General features: G+C 53.8%; 12 protein-coding genes and 1 pseudogene. 9 read left to right on the forward strand and 4 right to left on the reverse strand.

From position 1 onward, the window contains the following. Together ACFSX3_RS12110 and ACFSX3_RS12115 are read left to right on the forward strand one after the other, a co-directional pair. Positions 1-1,089, forward strand: coding sequence for a DUF58 domain-containing protein (locus tag ACFSX3_RS12110; protein WP_209986234.1), 1,089 nt, complete (start codon positions 1-3; stop codon positions 1,087-1,089). Further along, positions 1,086-2,417, forward strand: coding sequence for a hypothetical protein (locus ACFSX3_RS12115; RefSeq protein ID WP_209986237.1), 1,332 nt, complete (start codon positions 1,086-1,088; stop codon positions 2,415-2,417). The genes ACFSX3_RS12110 and ACFSX3_RS12115 overlap by 4 nt, the downstream gene beginning before the upstream one ends. A 181-nt stretch (positions 2,418-2,598) precedes the next feature. On the opposite strand, the gene ACFSX3_RS12120 is transcribed toward ACFSX3_RS12115, so the two are convergent. The 3 genes from ACFSX3_RS12120 to ACFSX3_RS12130 all read right to left on the reverse strand — a co-directional run bounded on the left by ACFSX3_RS12120 (position 2,599) and on the right by ACFSX3_RS12130 (position 6,315). Next, the gene (locus ACFSX3_RS12120) at positions 2,599-2,925 is read right to left on the reverse strand and encodes an AzlD domain-containing protein (RefSeq protein ID WP_209986240.1); all 327 of its coding nucleotides are present in this window, start codon (positions 2,923-2,925) and stop codon (positions 2,599-2,601) included. Then, positions 2,916-3,680, reverse strand: coding sequence for an AzlC family ABC transporter permease (locus tag ACFSX3_RS12125; protein WP_209986243.1), 765 nt, complete (start codon positions 3,678-3,680; stop codon positions 2,916-2,918). The genes ACFSX3_RS12120 and ACFSX3_RS12125 overlap by 10 nt, the downstream gene beginning before the upstream one ends. Positions 3,681-4,251: 571 nt before the next feature. Next, a complete protein-coding gene (locus tag ACFSX3_RS12130; RefSeq protein ID WP_209986246.1) occupies positions 4,252-6,315 on the reverse strand; it encodes a beta-galactosidase in 2,064 nt (687 codons plus the stop codon). Between the two features lie 144 nt (positions 6,316-6,459). Between ACFSX3_RS12130 and ACFSX3_RS12135 the strand changes: the two genes are divergently transcribed. The 5 genes and pseudogenes from ACFSX3_RS12135 to ACFSX3_RS12155 all read left to right on the forward strand — a co-directional run bounded on the left by ACFSX3_RS12135 (position 6,460) and on the right by ACFSX3_RS12155 (position 13,602). Continuing rightward, the gene (locus ACFSX3_RS12135) at positions 6,460-7,293 is read left to right on the forward strand and encodes a helix-turn-helix transcriptional regulator (RefSeq protein ID WP_209986249.1); all 834 of its coding nucleotides are present in this window, start codon (positions 6,460-6,462) and stop codon (positions 7,291-7,293) included. A gap of 184 nt (positions 7,294-7,477) precedes the next feature. After that, positions 7,478-10,087, forward strand: coding sequence for a hypothetical protein (locus ACFSX3_RS12140; RefSeq protein WP_209986251.1), 2,610 nt, complete (start codon positions 7,478-7,480; stop codon positions 10,085-10,087). A 54-nt stretch (positions 10,088-10,141) separates the two neighbouring features. Continuing rightward, a pseudogene (locus tag ACFSX3_RS12145) lies at positions 10,142-10,807 on the forward strand (ABC transporter ATP-binding protein); the annotation flags it as partial. Between the two features lie 275 nt (positions 10,808-11,082). Continuing rightward, positions 11,083-12,474 carry an ABC transporter permease gene (locus ACFSX3_RS12150; protein ID WP_209986254.1) on the forward strand — a complete coding sequence of 464 codons (1,392 nt, stop codon included), beginning with the start codon at positions 11,083-11,085 and terminating at the stop codon, positions 12,472-12,474. Between the two features lie 27 nt (positions 12,475-12,501). Beyond that, positions 12,502-13,602 (forward strand): efflux RND transporter periplasmic adaptor subunit, encoded by a 1,101-nt coding sequence (locus ACFSX3_RS12155; protein WP_209986256.1) that lies wholly within the window; start codon positions 12,502-12,504, stop codon positions 13,600-13,602. Between the two features lie 107 nt (positions 13,603-13,709). Here ACFSX3_RS12155 and nagZ read toward each other — a convergent pair whose 3' ends face one another. Continuing rightward, on the reverse strand, positions 13,710-15,047 hold the full coding sequence (nagZ, locus tag ACFSX3_RS12160) for a beta-N-acetylhexosaminidase (protein WP_209986259.1): 1,338 nt from the start codon (positions 15,045-15,047) through the stop codon (positions 13,710-13,712). A gap of 115 nt (positions 15,048-15,162) precedes the next feature. On the opposite strand from nagZ, the gene ACFSX3_RS12165 reads away from it, so the two are divergent. Both ACFSX3_RS12165 and ACFSX3_RS12170 read left to right on the forward strand, forming a co-directional pair. Further along, the gene (locus ACFSX3_RS12165) at positions 15,163-15,666 is read left to right on the forward strand and encodes a ferritin (RefSeq protein WP_209986262.1); all 504 of its coding nucleotides are present in this window, start codon (positions 15,163-15,165) and stop codon (positions 15,664-15,666) included. Positions 15,667-15,987: 321 nt separating this feature from the next. Further along, the gene (locus tag ACFSX3_RS12170) at positions 15,988-16,851 is read left to right on the forward strand and encodes a cation diffusion facilitator family transporter (protein ID WP_209986265.1); all 864 of its coding nucleotides are present in this window, start codon (positions 15,988-15,990) and stop codon (positions 16,849-16,851) included. Positions 16,852-17,004 lie beyond the last annotated feature (153 nt).

Raw genomic sequence — 17,004 nt, forward strand, 5'->3', positions numbered from 1 at the left:
ATGTCGCTGCCGTGGTTCATTGCAAGTACGTTCATCCTGCTGGTCCTGATCTCGCTGGTCTATGACCGGAATGCTCTGAAGAAGGTCAGTTATACCCGTTACTTCTCTGCCAAAGCGGTGTACGCCGGTGAACAGGTAGAGATGGTTGAGGAGATTATGAACAAGAAGCTGCTGCCGCTGCCGTGGCTGCGGCTGGAATCCAGCATAGCCAAGGGGCTTGAATTCGGCAACCAGGAGAATCTGGGCATCAGCAGCGGAGAGATTTCCCAGAATCATGTCAGCCTGTTCTTCCTGAGGTCTTTCCGCCAGATCAAACGGCGGCACAATATCACTTGCAAGGAGCGGGGCTTGTTCGTCCTGGAGACGGCAACCATGACTACCGGTGATCTGTTCGGACTGAGCCGCAGCGCCAAGACCTTCCCGCTCCATCTGGAGCTGCTGGTCTACCCCGGACTGCTGCGTTTCCATGACCTTCCGTTGCCGGTTCACAGCTGGCTTGGAGAACTGCCGGTAAAACGCTGGATTGTTGAAGATCCGTTCCTGACCGCCGGTACAAGAGAATACAGCGCCGGGGATTCCCTGGCGAGCATTAACTGGAAAGCGACAGCCCGGACGGGAAGTATGCAGGTGCATCGGAAGGATTACACCGCCGATTCCCGGCTGGTCATCTGCTTGAACGTGGAGACCAGTGAGTCCATGTGGAGAACGGTTACCGATGTGCAGCGCATAGAGCTGGGTATCCGCTATGCGGCGACTGTAGCCGAGTATGCGATCAGCCACGGTATTGAGGTCCGGCTGCTCAGCAATGGAAGACTGGACGGGAGCGGGGCGAGAGATTCGGTGGACAACTGGTCCATTGCCCATACCGAGGAGTTCCTTGGTCTGCTGGCCAGATTGAATCTGGACCGGACCGTACCTATGAGCAGGCTGATGGAGATCGAAGCGGACAAGGGTGAGGGAGATATGGATTATCTGATCATTACCTGTCACCGGGGAGCGGAGCTGCAGCTGGCAGCATCGGGATTAAGCTTCCTCGGAAACGGTGTAGAGTGGCTGGATATTCCTTCTGAAGGGGGCGGTGAGCTATGACTTCCCGAATTCCGGATGCCTTCAAAGAAAACTTCGCCATATGGATGTCAGCCTTCATCGAATGGCTGCTGCTGCTCCCGGTATGGCTTGTGCTCCAGACTTATTTCCAGCCGGAGGCCCAAGCAATGCGCTGGATCTATCTGCTGCCGGTACTGGCCGCAGCCGGTGTGCTGCTACGGGAGATATGCAACCGCCGCTGGAAGCAGCTGCTCGCGGCGCTGGTTCTCGGAGCAATATCAGCTGCGTTAACCGGTACGATGACACTTATAGGTCTTCCGCTGGCAGCCGGAGCGGCAGTGTCCGCCTTCCTTGGCATGACAGCAGCCACACGGGTGAACCGGCTGTGGCTGTATATCAGCGGGATCATGCTGTATTTTGTCGCTTCGATTGCCTTCTCGCGCATCCCCGGTCTCCAGCCGAGCGCCCCGGTGCTCACCTGGAGCGGCAGCTTGTGCCTGATCCTGGCACTGCTGGCTACGAACAGCACCCACCTGCGTTATAGCTCCTTAAACGGAGGTGCTGGGAATTTGCCTCAAGGACTGCGGCGGCATAACCGGATGTTCGTGGTCGGCTTCATTATCCTGGCAGCACTGCTTGCAGCGGGGGGCGGCAGGGCGGTTGGGATGCTGCTGTGGAATATGACGCGGGCATTCTTCGCCTGGCTCAGCCGGTTATCCTCCGGTTCCGAGGAGGCACCGCCAGCAGAAGCTCTGCCTGAGGCCATCCCTCCCATGCCGGCAGCGGAGCCGGGTGAACCGGGCTTGCTGTCGATGATTCTGAATATAGGCTTTTATATTCTAGGAGCCGCAGCCATTCTTGCGGTACTGTATTTTATCCTGCGTTGGTTATACAGAAATACAGGAGGCATCCTGCGCAGAACGATGGACAGGCTATTGTCTCTGCTGCGCAGAGAGACACCAGCGGCTGCCGGGTATCAGGATGAGGAGACCAGCCTGTTCAACTGGGAGCAGACCGTCCAGGACTTCCGCCAATACGTGCGTTCCAAGCTGACACCAGCCAGCCGAAGGGACCGCTGGGAGGGGATGGACGGAAGCCGCGAGCGTATCCGCTGGCTCTACCGGCACTGGCTGCGGGCCAGACATGCGGAAGGGTATGAGGTGAAGCCCTACCTGACACCGCAGGAGACAGCAGCTGATGTAGCTGCCTGGTCGCAAGGCCAGAAACGCTCAAGCAAACAGTCTGGCGGAGATGCCTCTGTCAATGACCGGCTGCTCGGCCTATATAACAAGGCCCGCTATACGGAGGAGGAGCTGCCTGAACTTACTGCCGCTGAGGCGGCAGCGCTTAAGGAGCAGTTGAAGCTGTAGGCGAGCTTCAGATCTGGGAGAACATGTGGTGCGCCTTTCAGCTGATGGCTGCCATGCTCCTGAAGCGCAGCAGGCCATCGGGAACATAGGCAGCTTCATTAAGAGAGTATTGCAGCTGGAGGGCAGGCAAGATTAGCGCCGCAGCCTCAATGGGATCGTACAGCGTATCCAGTGGACGGGGTCAGAACAGCAGACGCAACAGCATCAGCGTCACAATACCGGTCAATACGGTGGCCAGCAGGCTGCGTGTCTTGACGGCTACCCAGAAGGTGGGGAGGGCAGCGATTAGCTCCACATTGGTAGACAGGACTGCGAACCTGCCGCCGGTTACGAGCAGCTCTTGGGCAACCAGTGCAGCCATAACGGCAATCGGCACATAGCTCAGCCAGCGCATGCCCCATTCCGGGATAGCGATCCGGCTTAGCAGCATCAGGGGAAGGACACGCGGAATGAAGGTGACGAGCGCGGCTCCGAGAATGATTATGGCAATATCCAGTCTTATTTCCATTGTTCCATCAACACTCCAATCGTTGAGGCTACCAGCGCCGCAGCTATAACGCCCATGCTGGGTGACCACAGCACAGAGACGAGCACGGCGACCACAGCGGCCGCTAGGCCGACAGTGATATCCAGTTTATACTTGCGCCGGCCCATAATGGTCAGGACCAGCAGTCCGATGAACATGGCTGGCAGGGCGAAATCCAGTCCCCATTTCTCAGGGCTGGATATCCATTGACCGAGAATAGCACCAGCGATATTGGCCAGGAACCAGTTCAGATAAGCGGTAATATTCAAGCCGTGCATCCATCTCTCGCTGATTTGCTTCCTTGTGGCGCTCTTCTGAATGGCTACGCCGAAGGTCTCATCTGTAAGCAGCGAGCCGATCAGCAGGTTGCGCAGCGGGGGCAGATGGCGGAAGTAAGGCGACAATGCTGCGCTTAACAGCAGATGCCGCAGGTTAACCAGCAGAATCGTAATGACAATACCGGAGGCGCTGCTCCCGGCGGCAATCATGCCTGCGGCAATGAACTGGGCCGAACCGGCGTATAGGATGATGGAGATCATGGCGATTTCGGCAAGGGTCAGCCCCGCTGTTTTCTCCACAACGCCTGCGGCGAACCCGATGCTGAGATAACCGAGCAGGGTGGGTAGGCAGTCCTTGACCCCTTGCCAGAACGTATCGCTGTTCTGCGGAACGCTTGGGCTATCTGTAACCAGGCTGCCGCCGGATAGCGGCTCCTGATGAATGGATTCAGGCTTCATGGGCATACTCCTTCAGGTTCATGGAATAACGACAAGTACAGCGTCAGATTTAAACTAGTGGATGGGGCGCTATCATACCTGAATGAGTACAGGAGTGGAGCCCCCTACAGGTGTCATTCCCAGATGAAGACGAGAGTTGTCCATTAGGGACGTTGGCCTGACGTAACGGACTGAGGTGCGCTTATTCTGGTATAAAGTCACCACTTGGGCAAGTTATGGACCTCATGGAGCTTATTCATGGAATTTCTACTCCTAAACCTCTCGTAGAGAGACGATAAGGGCTACTCAGTCCGTTAAACCGCAAAAAGTGGCGTTTGACTGGGGATAGGGTCTCTCAGGTCCGTTAGGAGCACACTCGAACGGCCGGTGATGTTTCGTTTTACGGAACCTCCGGGATTCGACTCTATTCACAGAATTACATCGGATACTCTACTATCGCCGATAATAAATACATTGTATTAATATCTAATAATTCCTAGCGAATTGCAAGGGAATATGAGCTGTAACTGTAAAAAGGGTTCCGCCGTCCACAGAGCGATCTGCGGCAGCGGAACCCTTTTGGAGTTCATGGTTATTTCAAGACCAGTACACCGAACCCTTCCATCGTGTAGCTCCCCGACAGGGTCTGGCCGCTTAAGAGATCCGTCTTGGCTGTCTTAAGCACAATCTGTGCGGGTTCTTCGCTGTAGTTGAGCAGGAAGGCGACACCGGAAGAGGCGTCTTCCCCCGTGGAGCGAATCTGCAATTCAACCTCTGGCGGCAGCTCCGCCCAATCGGCGGCTGGCGAGACCAAACCCAGACCGCCAAGTATCTGCAGCACAGCAGGCTCATTGAACACGGCGCCGTAATACCATACTTCGCCTTTGCCCCTGGTGTTGCGGGTTACCGCCGGTTTGCCGGCATAGTAGTCGGACGCATAGGTTGCTATGACCTCGACGCTGTCCTCTTCCACCTGCAGAATGTCATTGAAGGCATCTGCACCGGTCAGTGCTTCAGGATCATGGTTCCAGCGGATGGAGGTAGGCTTGCGCGTTCCTTTGACCAGCGTGAATTCTTCCACGGTTACCCCGCACATCTCCTGCGCCGCTCCGGGAAAAGGCCGCATGTAGCATTGTCCGGTAATATCCTTATAGCCTGTGCGGCAGCCGAAGACCAGCTTCCCGCCTTGCTGTACATACTGGTCCAGCAGGGCCGCCGTATCATCGGTCATAATCGCCGGATGCGGGTAGACCAGCACTTCATAACGGGCAAGCTCTGCAAGGGTTGTATGGCTGCGCAGGTACAGAACGTCATTCGGAATATGCTTCCGCTGCAGAGCCTTGAACCATTCCTTGTTGCTCTGCCACATAAACGGGCCGTGCCAGACATCATATTCCCCGTCCCACTCATTGTCATAATCACGTACGATAGCAACGCTCGCCTGAGTCCGGCTGCCGATGAACTGCTGTCCGATGCTGGCCAGCTCGCGGCCGATCTGCTCCGCTTCCCTTACCCTCCGGTTAGGCTGGTTATGGTAGTCGTTCAAGCCGTGCCAATAGATCTCATTGCCCATCGTAGCGGTCCGCCAGCGGAAATAGAGCAGCATGTCAGCGCCGTGGGCGACGGACTGGTATGTCCAGAGACGCATCTGCCCCGGCTTTGGTGAAGGCATGTCCAGCCGGTTGACCCAGCCCCCGGGACCGGATTGCTGTTCCATGACACAGAAGTTGCTGCTGACCGAACGTACAGCCGACAGGGACAGGCCCCAGCCGCGGTCAAGCATCGGGTTCACCTCAGCCGGATCGAAGCCGATGGTGGAGAATTGCGGGTACGAGTCATAGCTGAAGAAATCCAGCAGCTCGTCATTCAGCTCATGGCTGTCCAGATGTCCGAACAGACCGTTCGTGGTAACCCACTGATTAGGGGCCAATTCCCGGAGGATATCTGCCTGGATTTTGGCGAAATGGATGGTGTTGTCAGAGATGAAGCGCTTCTCGTCCAGAGCCTGGTGCGGATTCGGCTGATTCGGTGAAGGGGTAGGCCGGGTGAGGCAGACCCGAGACCAGCTCGTATAGGTCTGATTCCAGAACACCGTGCCCCAAGCCTGATTAAGCTTGTCCAAGGTGACATACTTCTCCTGCAGCCAGAGGCGGAAGGCCTGATGATCACTCTCCGAGTAGAATACATTGATCTCACAGTTCAGCTCGTTGTCAATCTGCCAGCCGACAACGCCCGGATGATTGCCGTAATGTTCAGCAAGCTTCGTTACAATTCGGGCACAGAGCTCACGGTATTTGGGACTGCTGTAATTGTAATGGCGGCGCATGCCGTGCTGTAGCGTCACACCTTCATAAGTAACATTCAAGGCCTCAGGGTACTTCTCTGTAAGCCAGGCAGGTGGAGTGGCCGTAGGCGTTCCCAGAATGACCTTCAGCCCGTAGCTGTGTGCCATGTCGACCGCACGGTCAAACAGATCGTATTGAAATACGCCTTCTTCCGGTTCAAAAATGGACCAGGCGAACTCAGCCAGACGTACAATGGTGAATCCGGTTTCAACCATACGCCGGTAATCGTCAGCCCACATGGATTCAGGCCAGTGCTCGGGATAATAGCAGACGCCCAGTTCAAATCGTTCTGCTGCAACAGGTTTCTTCATCTTAACCTCCAAGTGTAAAAATATGCTTTAATTAAGCTACCAATCTATTGTATTATCAGCAGTGTATCCACTTATATAACAGAATATTGCTATTATATCATTATATTGCGTGCTTGATTCAGCGCAGGGCAGGAGGAGATTCACATGAGAAAACATTGGGTTCTGCCGCAGCCCGCTTATGCCCACTATGTATGTTATCCGGAGATGCTGGGGCATTACAGCGACTTCCCGGAGCATGCAGAGCGCAGAAGCGAGGGGTTCTTGAACAGCTATAATCTCCACATGGTTTTCGGGGGAGAAGGATATGTGTTTCAGGGAGGGGAGCGGATATCCATGAGGCGGGGCAGCGGGTTTCTTTTTCCTAGGGGGGCTTATCAGCAGTACGGTTCTGATCCCGGAGCCGCCTGGGATGTGCGCTGGATGCACTTCGCCACGGCGATGCCTCTGCCTATGCTGGAGGAGGCGGATCAGTCACGCGGCTACTTCTTCACCTTTGATCCCGCCACCGGCTATGAAGCGCTCTTCGAGGAAATGTACCGGCTCAGCGCAGGCTATGAGACCCGGAGTGAACCGCGCCTCTCCACATTGCTCTATGAGATTCTGGTTACGCTGATGCAGAACTCCGAGCCGCTCCACGGCTCCGTTCCGCTGGAGATCCGGCATTCCATCCGGCTTACCGCCGACAGAATATACAGTGAGTGTGAGCGGCCCTGGACGCTGGAGTCCATGGCCAGACTTGCCGGTTATAGCAGCTACCATTTTCTCCGCCTGTTCCGCAGCATTATGGGCAAGACGCCGAACCGGTATTTGAGCGATTGCCGGATGGCCCGGGCCAAGCTGCTGCTGGCTTCCACCAAGCTGTCCGTTGCGCAAATTGCGCTGCAGAGCGGCTTTCAACAATCGAGTTATTTCATCAAGGTGTTCAGACAGCTGGAAGGGATGCCGCCGAACCAATACAGACGTTCCTTTAACTCATAGAATCAAGTATTTTTAGGACCAAGTATCAAGAAAGTTTGTTACATTTATGGCAGGATTTGCGCCGCTACAGTCTTGATTATGTAACAGAAAGTTACAAATAGAAACAAAGGGTTACAAAGTGGATACAAATTCCACGCGCCAAGCAACTATACTATTGCTAGTAAATACATCTGGAGGGAAATAAATGAGAAAGTATAGAGTTACATATGCTGCATTGCTGGTGAGTTCACTCGTTGCCGGCCAGGTGGCTGGCAGTATCACTGCGCCTGCTGCTCATGCAGCCCCGGCGGCGAAGGCCCCCGCAGTATCCGCTCCGGCGGCATTCAAGTTCAATTCCGTTCCCATGGGTGCCGGAGTGACCGCAGTACTGGAGAATATCAACATATGGAGCCAGTCCAGCGGGAACATCTTGTCATACACACTTAAATATACGAATTCCGGTAATTCAAGCGCAAGCCTAATGCATTATTTTTCACGTGTGGTCACTCCGGGAGGGTCAGTGCTTCCGGGTAATCCCTTGGGTGCAGATGCCCTGAAGAAGAAAGTCGGCGCCAAAGAAAGCCTTAGCGTGACCTACTATGTAAATGTGGGACAAACCTCCTCTTTGCAGGGGATCAAAATCTCGATGCTGGTCTGGGATGCCAAGGCGAAGGGGTACCTGAAGCAGACGGGATCTTTTGGAGTGCCAGCTAATTATTCAACTACAGCTGCAGTTGGAACAAGCCTGAATACAGCCATGAACGACATCCCCGTTGCAGCTAGTGCAGATTCCCTCCAGCTCTATAAATACAGCGGCAAGGTTTATGCCAAAGTAGGGGTCAGTCTGACCAACAAGGGCAATAAAGTCCTCAGTGATCCGGGCTATTCGGCTTATCTGGTATCAGCCAGCGGCACCTCCTTCGAGCTGGCGCTGAGCGGCACACAGGCCGATTACAAGATTCAGCCGCAAGAGAAGCGGAGCATTTATTATATTACCGAAATCCCGGCCTATCTCAAAACAGATAATATGAAGCTGCAATTCACGAAGAAGGATGAGACCGCGAAGCTGGAGCTGGCAAAATCCTCTTATAAGCTGCCCGCAGCAAGCTCGCCTGATCTGGTAGTGGGCAGCGGGGTAGTCAAAAAGATTGTAGTCAATAACAACACAGTAGACACGCTGCTCCGCAACGCCAATGTGTACGCACAGGATGCAGATGCGGTATGGACGTTCCAGATGCAGCTTAAGAATACCGGCAACAAGGCGGTAACCCTGCCAAGCTACGACCTGGCGGTCAAATCGGTGAAGGGCAAGGTCTTTCCGGTGAATTCCAAAGGCGTAAGCGGAGTCACCCTCAAACCTCTCGAGACCAAAATCGTACCGCTTACGGTTCGCGTACCGCTTGAAGTCGATCAATCGGGATTACAGCTCATGATGATAGAATCGGTAGGCGCAGAGAGCCCAAGTGTACCTGATCCGAGCGGAACCGGCGAGACACCCGGAAATACCGGAAATACCGGGACTCCGTCCACTGCAGCTCCTGCAACACCGACTGCCAAAGTGATTTTCCCGGTCGCCTACTTCGTCATTCCATACGCACTTCGTACGGAAGTCATGTCCGGCCAGGAGTATATGACCACGAATTCATACGGCTCCTTCTCATACAGCATTCAATCTCTACAGCGTTATCCTTGGAGAGATGATGACATCGTAGCTGCCAGACTGAGAATCACCAATACCCAGAACGTGTCTCTTACGCTGCCTGAGCTGAAGGGAACCATTAAGCTGGATAAAGAAAACCTGCCCGTGACTACAGAGCTGTATTTGGACAATAAGGATACTTCTGTCCTGGCGCCAGGGAAGTCGGTGGAGCTGTATGTACTCGGCAAAATCGCCTATACCTCTGAGTTTCAGAATATGCGGATTGCTCTGAACGGCACACAGAATTCAGAGACCGTTCCGTTCCTGGATGTCAGCGTCAACAACTCGATTAACAGTATTCCGACCATCGAGAAGGGCAAGAGCTACACCATTAGCGGCAAAGGCAAGACGGCCAGTGTACAGGAGAACCGGACAACGATCTATCAAGGGGAGAGCCACAATCTGGTATACACAGAGCTCTATCTGAGCAGTGAGGAGAAAAGACAGAGCAAAATGGCCCGTCTCCAGGCTTACTATAAGACCAAGGACGGCCAGTATTTCGAAGCGGGCACCAGCCAGTCGGAGAACAGCGCGTCTCCGGGTGCCAAGCAGCTCGTAGTCCTGTGGGCCAAGGTGCCTAAGGCTACAGACCTCGCGGATGCCGCGCTCTACCTCGGTTCCGGTATCAAAGAAGGCAAGCTGATCGAGGCCAAGGAGGAAGCAACCGGATTCGTCAATGTGGCAGCACTGCAGCTGAATCCGCAGGCTAACGTACCGAAGAATACGCTGGAATCTACGGTCTTATATCCTTATACGATTTCTGTTCTGACCTCTGAAGGCAAGCGGATGAAGTCATCGGATACCTTGGACATTACTATGAACTACAGCCTGAGGAAGGATAACCTCTACGATGCAGGCGTTCTGGAGCATAAGCTGATTCTGCAGATTACCGATCCGTTCGGCATCGCTACCGAGAAGGTTCTTACACTGGGGACAGACTTGATTGAAGGGACGAACAACCAGTATTCCTTCTCCCTCAGCAGACCCGTGTACAAGACGATGGACGGCGGCGCTTATAAGTTAGCTTTCTATGATGAATTCCAGGGTGAACGTCTGATGCTGGGCAGCCAGGCCTTTGGAGTCACTAACGTGGTTCCGAACAAGACACAGGAATAATCGTCATTCGCTCAACTACAACATTCTTGTATTTTTAAAAAAGGAGCAGCTTCCATGTTGCGTGTTGAAGATATTACGCATTCGTACAAAAGCGGTAATGAATGGACATCCGTTCTTCATAAAATCAATTTCGTTGTCAAAAAAGGGGAGATGGTTGCACTGCTGGGCAGTTCAGGGTCCGGTAAGTCAACGCTCCTCAATCTGATGGCCGGCTTGATGAAGCCGACGGAAGGCCATATCTACATTGCCGATCAGGATATTGTGAAGATGGGCGAGAATAAGCTGGCCGAGTTCCGCCGCAAGAATATCGGATTTATTTTTCAGGCCTATGAGCTGATTACCAGCCTGACAGTCCGCGAGAACGTGGAGCTTCCGCTGGTCTTCCAGTCAGTATCGCCCAGGGCCCGCAAGGCCAAGGCGCTTGCACTGCTGGAGCAGGTGGGGATTCCCGACAAGGCGGATGTGTTCCCCTCACAGCTCTCCGGGGGACAGCAGCAGCGCGTCAGTATCGCCCGGTCACTGATCACAGAGCCGTCGGTCATCTTCGCCGATGAACCGACGGGGAATCTGGATTCCAAGACTGAAGAGGAGATTATCGGCATTCTGCTGAACCTGAACCGTACGATGAAGACGACATTTATTGTCGTTACGCATGAATATAAGGTGGCTGAACAAATGCAGCGGATTTTCACGCTGAAGGACGGCTTCCTGGTCACTGAAACGCAGGCAGAACCGCACATAGAACCGCACACAGTAACAGAGCCGCAGATCGAACCGCAGCTTGAGCTGCAGACTGAAGTACAGATTGAAGAGCAAATCGCTGAGGAAGCTGAACCGCAGACCATGGTAGAGGTTGAAGAACAATTAGCTGCAGGAGCTGAACAGGAAGCTGTAGAGCCAATACCGCAGACAGCAGCAGTGGATGAAGATCCGCCAGCTGATGAATCTGAACACCAGACCGCTGCGGAAGCTGATCCTGCAGAGGGAGGGAAGCCGTGAAGATCAGAGACATTTCACGGATGGCCTGGGAACAGGTCAAACGGCGCAAGGTGGTTACAGGTCTGTGTATGACCGGGATTTCCATCGGCTGCGCAGCCATTATTGTAGCCCTGAGCGTAGGTCAGTCTGCACAGGTCTATGTGACTGAACAGGTGAACCAGAATTTCAAAATGGATGAAATCATGGTCTCGCCGGGCGGCGGGCCTCCAACGAACGGGAAGAGCGGAGGTGGAGGCGGCGGATCGGGTGAGGTGAATGAGAATCTCGACCCCGGCAAGCTGACCGACCAGAAGCTGAAGATTATCCAGGGGCTGAATCATGTGAAGGCGGCTTCGCCTTTTCATCAAGCAGGATATCTGCAGATGGTAACCATAGACAACAAGATCTCCGATGTTCAGGTCGTTGTCGCCGATTTACAGAAGCTGACGGCGTACGACCACAAGTTCAAGCAGGGAGGGGCGAATGGTCAGCTCGGATCCATTGTGCTCAATCACGGGGCTACACTGGGCCTGATTGACCTGGAGACCCGGCAGAAACTGTTCGATCAGATGAGTACCGATCCGTTCAACCAGGAGCTGTACCAGCAATATGACAAATTAGCTACTGTGCCTACTGAACTGTACCGCAAGCAGGTTCAGATTCAGGCGCAGGACTATAGCTCTACATCACCGGTGTTCAAGCTTAGCTCGCCCCTGCAGATCTCCGGAATTCTGGCGCTTCCCAAGGGAATGGATGAACTGCGGTCATCCTATGAGAAGATTATGTATGTGTCTCCCGAGACCGCACAGCAGCTCTCGAAGGAGCTTGCATTCGATAATTCCACCACCAGTGTGCTTACACTCCCGCCGGAGGGCAGCTATAACTCGATTACAGTCAAGGTGGACGACGTGGCGAACATCAAGCCGGTAGAGCAGATGATTCAGAAGCTGTCACTGAGTGCTCAAGACAATCTGTTCCAGCAGGAGATGCTGAAGGAGCAATTTGATATGATCAAAATGGCGGCGCTCGGCATCGGGGTATTCATCCTGATCATCGCCTCCATCTCCATCATAGTGGCCATGACCATGTCCACCCATCAGCGGCGGCGCCAGATTGGGATTATGAAGGTCCTAGGGGCCAACATGGGGCAGATCCGTAATATGTTCATTACCGAAGCTGCACTTTTAGGGCTGCTCGGGGGCATGCTGGGCGTCGCTTTCTCCTATTTAATTGTCATGGCGCTCAACAAGCTGGTGGGCAGTGCAGGGGATGGGATGAATTTCTTCATTCCGACGACGAATCTGCCGATCGGGATATCCTTTGCCATTATGACCGGCGTGCTGTCGGGGATCTATCCTGCGATCAGCGCCTCCAGAACCGATGCATTAACTGCTATTAAACGAGACTAACCCTATGCTAGAAAGGAAGCCGAAACGATGAAGAGGACTCTAAAGAAGAGCCTGAAATGGATCATAATCTTAGGTATCATCGGAACTGCCGGTTATTTTGGATATACCAAATTCTTCAAGGCTGATGAGACCGCAAATCTCCCGGTTGAAGAGGTGCAGGTGATCAGCTTCCCGGTAACGGAAGAGACGTTAACCAGCTCCGTGCAGATCAAAGGCAGATCGCAATATCAGAAGGAGACGCTGGTATATGCCCCCTTTGCTTCCAAGGTCACTTCCTGGAAGGTGGAGAATGGGGCCCAGGTGAAGAAGGGCCAGGTGCTCTTCACCCTGGATCAGAGCACACTCCGTAATGAGATTGCGACGGCGGAGGCAGCCGCCCGTAAGGCGAAGCTGGAAGGGGAGCTGAACGCTTTTGTCAGCCAGCAAGAGGATGATTCATTGGCCCCGGCCGGTACAGAAGCGGAACGGCTGAAAGCCTTGGCTGCCCAGGAATCCGCCCGTCTGAGTGAGGAGCTGAACCAGGTGAATGCCGAGATTCAAGCCAAAGAGCTTACGGAGAAGAAGGCGAAGCTGAACACTGCGGTATACCATGCACCGGAGAACGGCATCTTTCTCTTCGACAGCAGTGCGGAACGGCCGCAGACCGTCACCGACAATCAGTACATCGGTAAGATTGTGGACACGAACAAGGTAGAGTTCATAGCACAGGTCGGGGAGCAGGACATCTTCCGCATCAAAAAGGGCATGAAGGTGAAGGTGAAGATGACCGCTGTAAAAGATCTGGTCCTGGACGGAGAGGTAACCGGAGTGGCCAAGTTCGCTACGACGACCACCGGACAAAACACGGCAGGCCAGCTTCCGCAATTCGAGGTGGTCATCTCCATGCAGCCGGACGAGCATTTGATGGGCGGCCTTAGCCTGAGTGGAGACGTAGAGACTTCGCGCAAAGAGAAGGCGGTAGTTGTATCCAATATCGCCGTCATCCGTGAAGGGGATCTGGCCTTCGTTATGGTGGACAAAGGAAACGGCCAGTACGTACGTAAAGAGATCAAGACCGGAATGGAAACGACGGATAAAACAGAGGTGCTGTCGGGACTGAAGGCAGGAGACACCGTGGTTCTACAATAGTTAGCAGTTGTTAGAAGTAGTTGAAAACAGCTGAAAGCCCCAAACCCGGGTATTAACCGGATTTGGGGCTTTTCTGCGGATTGTAGCCTGAGTGGGGGCAGCAGTTGTTACTTCCGTATGAACGGCTTACGCCAAGCCTGGATGTCACTGTTCAGTCCGGCGAGATCTGGCAAGGACACCGCTTCGTCCGTTAACTGATACTTGGCCTTCAGCGCCAGAATACGGTAGACACTCTCATCAATGCGGGATTCAGAAATCTTGCCGTTCTTGACACTGTCCAGCAGTGCGGTCCGTACGGCCTGTTCGTTCTTGTACTCATGAGCGACCAGGAGGATGTCACTTCCGGCCAGTACGGTGTCTACTGCGGCAGCCGGGAGGCTGTAGTTCTTGACAATAGCGCCCATCGTCAGATCATCCGTAATCACAACCCCGTCATATCCCATCTGTCCGCGTAACTGCTGGCCGATAATCACTTGGGACAGAGAGGCAGGCTTGTCCGGGTCGAGCTTCGGATATAGAATATGGGCCACCATTACAGCATCGGCCTTCTCCCGGATTGCTGCCTGGAATGGCAGCCATTCCAGTTCTGCCAGCTGGGCCTCTGTCTTGTTGATGACCGGCAGCTCCAGATGAGAGTCTACTGAGGTATCTCCATGGCCCGGGTAGTGCTTGACTACAGGAATGACGCCTTCACGTTCAAGCCCCTGCATCTCGGCAATGCCAAGCCGGGTGACCAGCTCTGCGCTGCTGCCGAAGGAACGGTCACCAATCACCGGATTATCGGGGTTGCTGTTGATGTCAAGCACGGGCGCGAAGTCCATATTGAAGCCGGAGGATTTCACCGCCCGGGCAAGCAGTTCGCCCATCGTTCCCGCAGCAGCGGCGTTGTCTCCGCTGCCGACAGCAGCGTTCGAGGGGAAGGTAGCGTAATCATCAGGAAGACGGCTGACCTTGCCGCCTTCCTGATCGACACTCATGAACAGCGGCGCGGGATTCCCCGCATTGCTCTGCTTCAGGGCGTTGGTCAGCTGCACCAGTTCCTTTAAGTTGCCGACATTATTGGAGTACAGAATGATTCCGCCCACCTTATCTTCGGCAATCATCTTCCGCGCTTCAGCTCCTGCCGTTTTGCCTTGGATGCCGACCAGCAGCATCTGCCCGATCTTCTCCTCCAGGGTCATTCCGGCGAGCTTCCGGGAGATGGGGTCAGGAGTGGCCGAAGCCGCTGGTGACGGTGTCGCTGGAGCTTCGGTTGCCGCAGGCGTCTGTGCAGCAGCCGGGGAGGCTGACACCGCTGCCGGAGCGGAGCCGGTGGTGCTACCCTGTGCGGAATTTCCATTCCCCTCGCAGCCGCTTGCCAGAAGCAGGCAGGCGGAGGCGGCGAGCAGGAGGAGAGAGCGGCGGGGGTACTTATTTTTTATTTTTTGGCGGCTGAACCATTTCATCGGGGGAATCTTCCTTTCGATTGCGGTTTGGCGGATAAGGATGATAGAATGAACAAGACATTACATAAGCACTGCTTCAAGCATAATCAATACTATAGGATGAGGTGACCTGTCAATGAAAGAGCAATTAATGAACTCGCTTAATGAACAAATGAATTTCGAATTCTATTCTGCTCATGTCTATCTTGCGATGGCGGCGTATTGTTCCGGTGAGAGCCTGGACGGCTTCGCCAATTTCTTCCTGGTGCAGGCTGAAGAAGAACGGTTCCATGCCATGAAAATCTACAAATTCCTGAATGACCGCGATTACCGGGCCACCCTTGCGGCGATGCCTGAACCGAACAATGAGTATAGCTCCATGCTGGATGCGTTCGAGCATGCCTTCGCCCATGAGCAGCAGAACACGAAGAAATTCTATCATCTGGCGGATCTGGCCCTGGATGAACGGGAGCATGCGACGATCTATTTCCTGAAATGGTTCATTGATGAGCAGGTGGAAGAAGAGGCGCTCTTCAGCAACATTATCGCCAAGCTCAAACGGATCGAAACCGACAGCAATGCCTTCTATATGCTGGATGCAGAATTTGCAGGACGGTCGTTCACTCCGCCAGCGGAGTAGAGGACAGCCAGTGTAACCGACCATACGCAAGCTCAGCGGCGTTCTCCTGAAGAGGGGAAGCCGCTTGTTTTTGTGCGCCGACTTAGGGTTTCCATATAGTTAGACTACGTTTTTGGGGAAAAGTTACACGGCCTGTCAGCAGCAGATGAGCTGCAAAGTTGAACAAGGGCAAAGAATGTAGGGGACCGCAACTTACTTCCGGCTTCCCAACTCTATTTAGCGGGGTTAACTCTTGCGCTGTCCGGCAACACTGTTTCTCTAGACCCACCCGTAAGTCAGCGTGTAGTATGGAACAATACTAATCTTTGGAGGTCCTTTTTCTTGGAAAATTACAGCGACATCAAACAAAGTGAAAAAGGAGCATGGCTAAGTCTTTTAGCATACATACTCTTATCTGCCGTCAAATTATTCATAGGAACGGTGTCAGGCTCTCAGGCACTCCTTGCTGACGGGCTGAATAACAGCACCGACATTATTGCTTCCCTGGCTATCCTGACCGGGCTTAGGATTTCCCGCAGACCCCCGGATTCCAACCATAGCTATGGTCATTTCAGAGCAGAGACAGTTGCCGCACTGGTCGCCTCTTTTATCATGATTGCTGTAGGCTTCCAAGTGCTCTATCAGGGTGTGAACAAATTCATTCAGCCTTCGCTGGAGACCCCTGATCTGATTGCCGCGTGGACGGCAGCTGCCTGTGCTGTGGTGATGATCGCCGTATACCGTTACAACATCAGGCTTGCCCGCAACCTGAACAGCAATGCAATGCATGCAGTGGCGCAGGATAACCGTTCGGATGCGTTGGTCAGCATGGGAGCCTTTGTCGGTATTATCGGCTCACAGTTTGGAATTCCCTGGTTAGATCCGCTCACTGCCACGATTGTCGGATTGCTGATCTGCAAGACGGCCTGGGATATTTTCCGCAAAGCTACACATGACCTCACCGACGGCTTCGATGCCGGTAAGCTTGAGCTGATGAAGCAGACGGTCGCGGAGATTGAAGGCGTGGAGTCAATTAAAGATATCAAGGCCCGTATTCACGGCAATAATGTGCTGGTAGATACCACAGTGCTGGTGGATTCCAATCTGAATGTGGTGCAGAGTCACGATATTACCGAGGAGATCGAAGATCAGCTTAAGGACCGTCATCAGGTCGCTACCGTGCTGGTCCATATCGAACCAATGTGATCAACAGGTGCACAACAAGAATAAGTTACATGAATTGCCTTGCTTTCGGGTGGGGCGATTTTTTTGTGTTAGATAAGGCGCACTAAAGAAATTAACGAAAAGCAAAAAGAAGCGGAGGGGAAATTTGGAACTGTAGGAGCGATAGCGATCGCC

Origin of the sequence: Paenibacillus rhizoplanae (assembly GCF_042684125.1) — a bacterium.
Taxonomy (GTDB): domain Bacteria; phylum Bacillota; class Bacilli; order Paenibacillales; family Paenibacillaceae; genus Paenibacillus_AQ; species Paenibacillus_AQ rhizoplanae.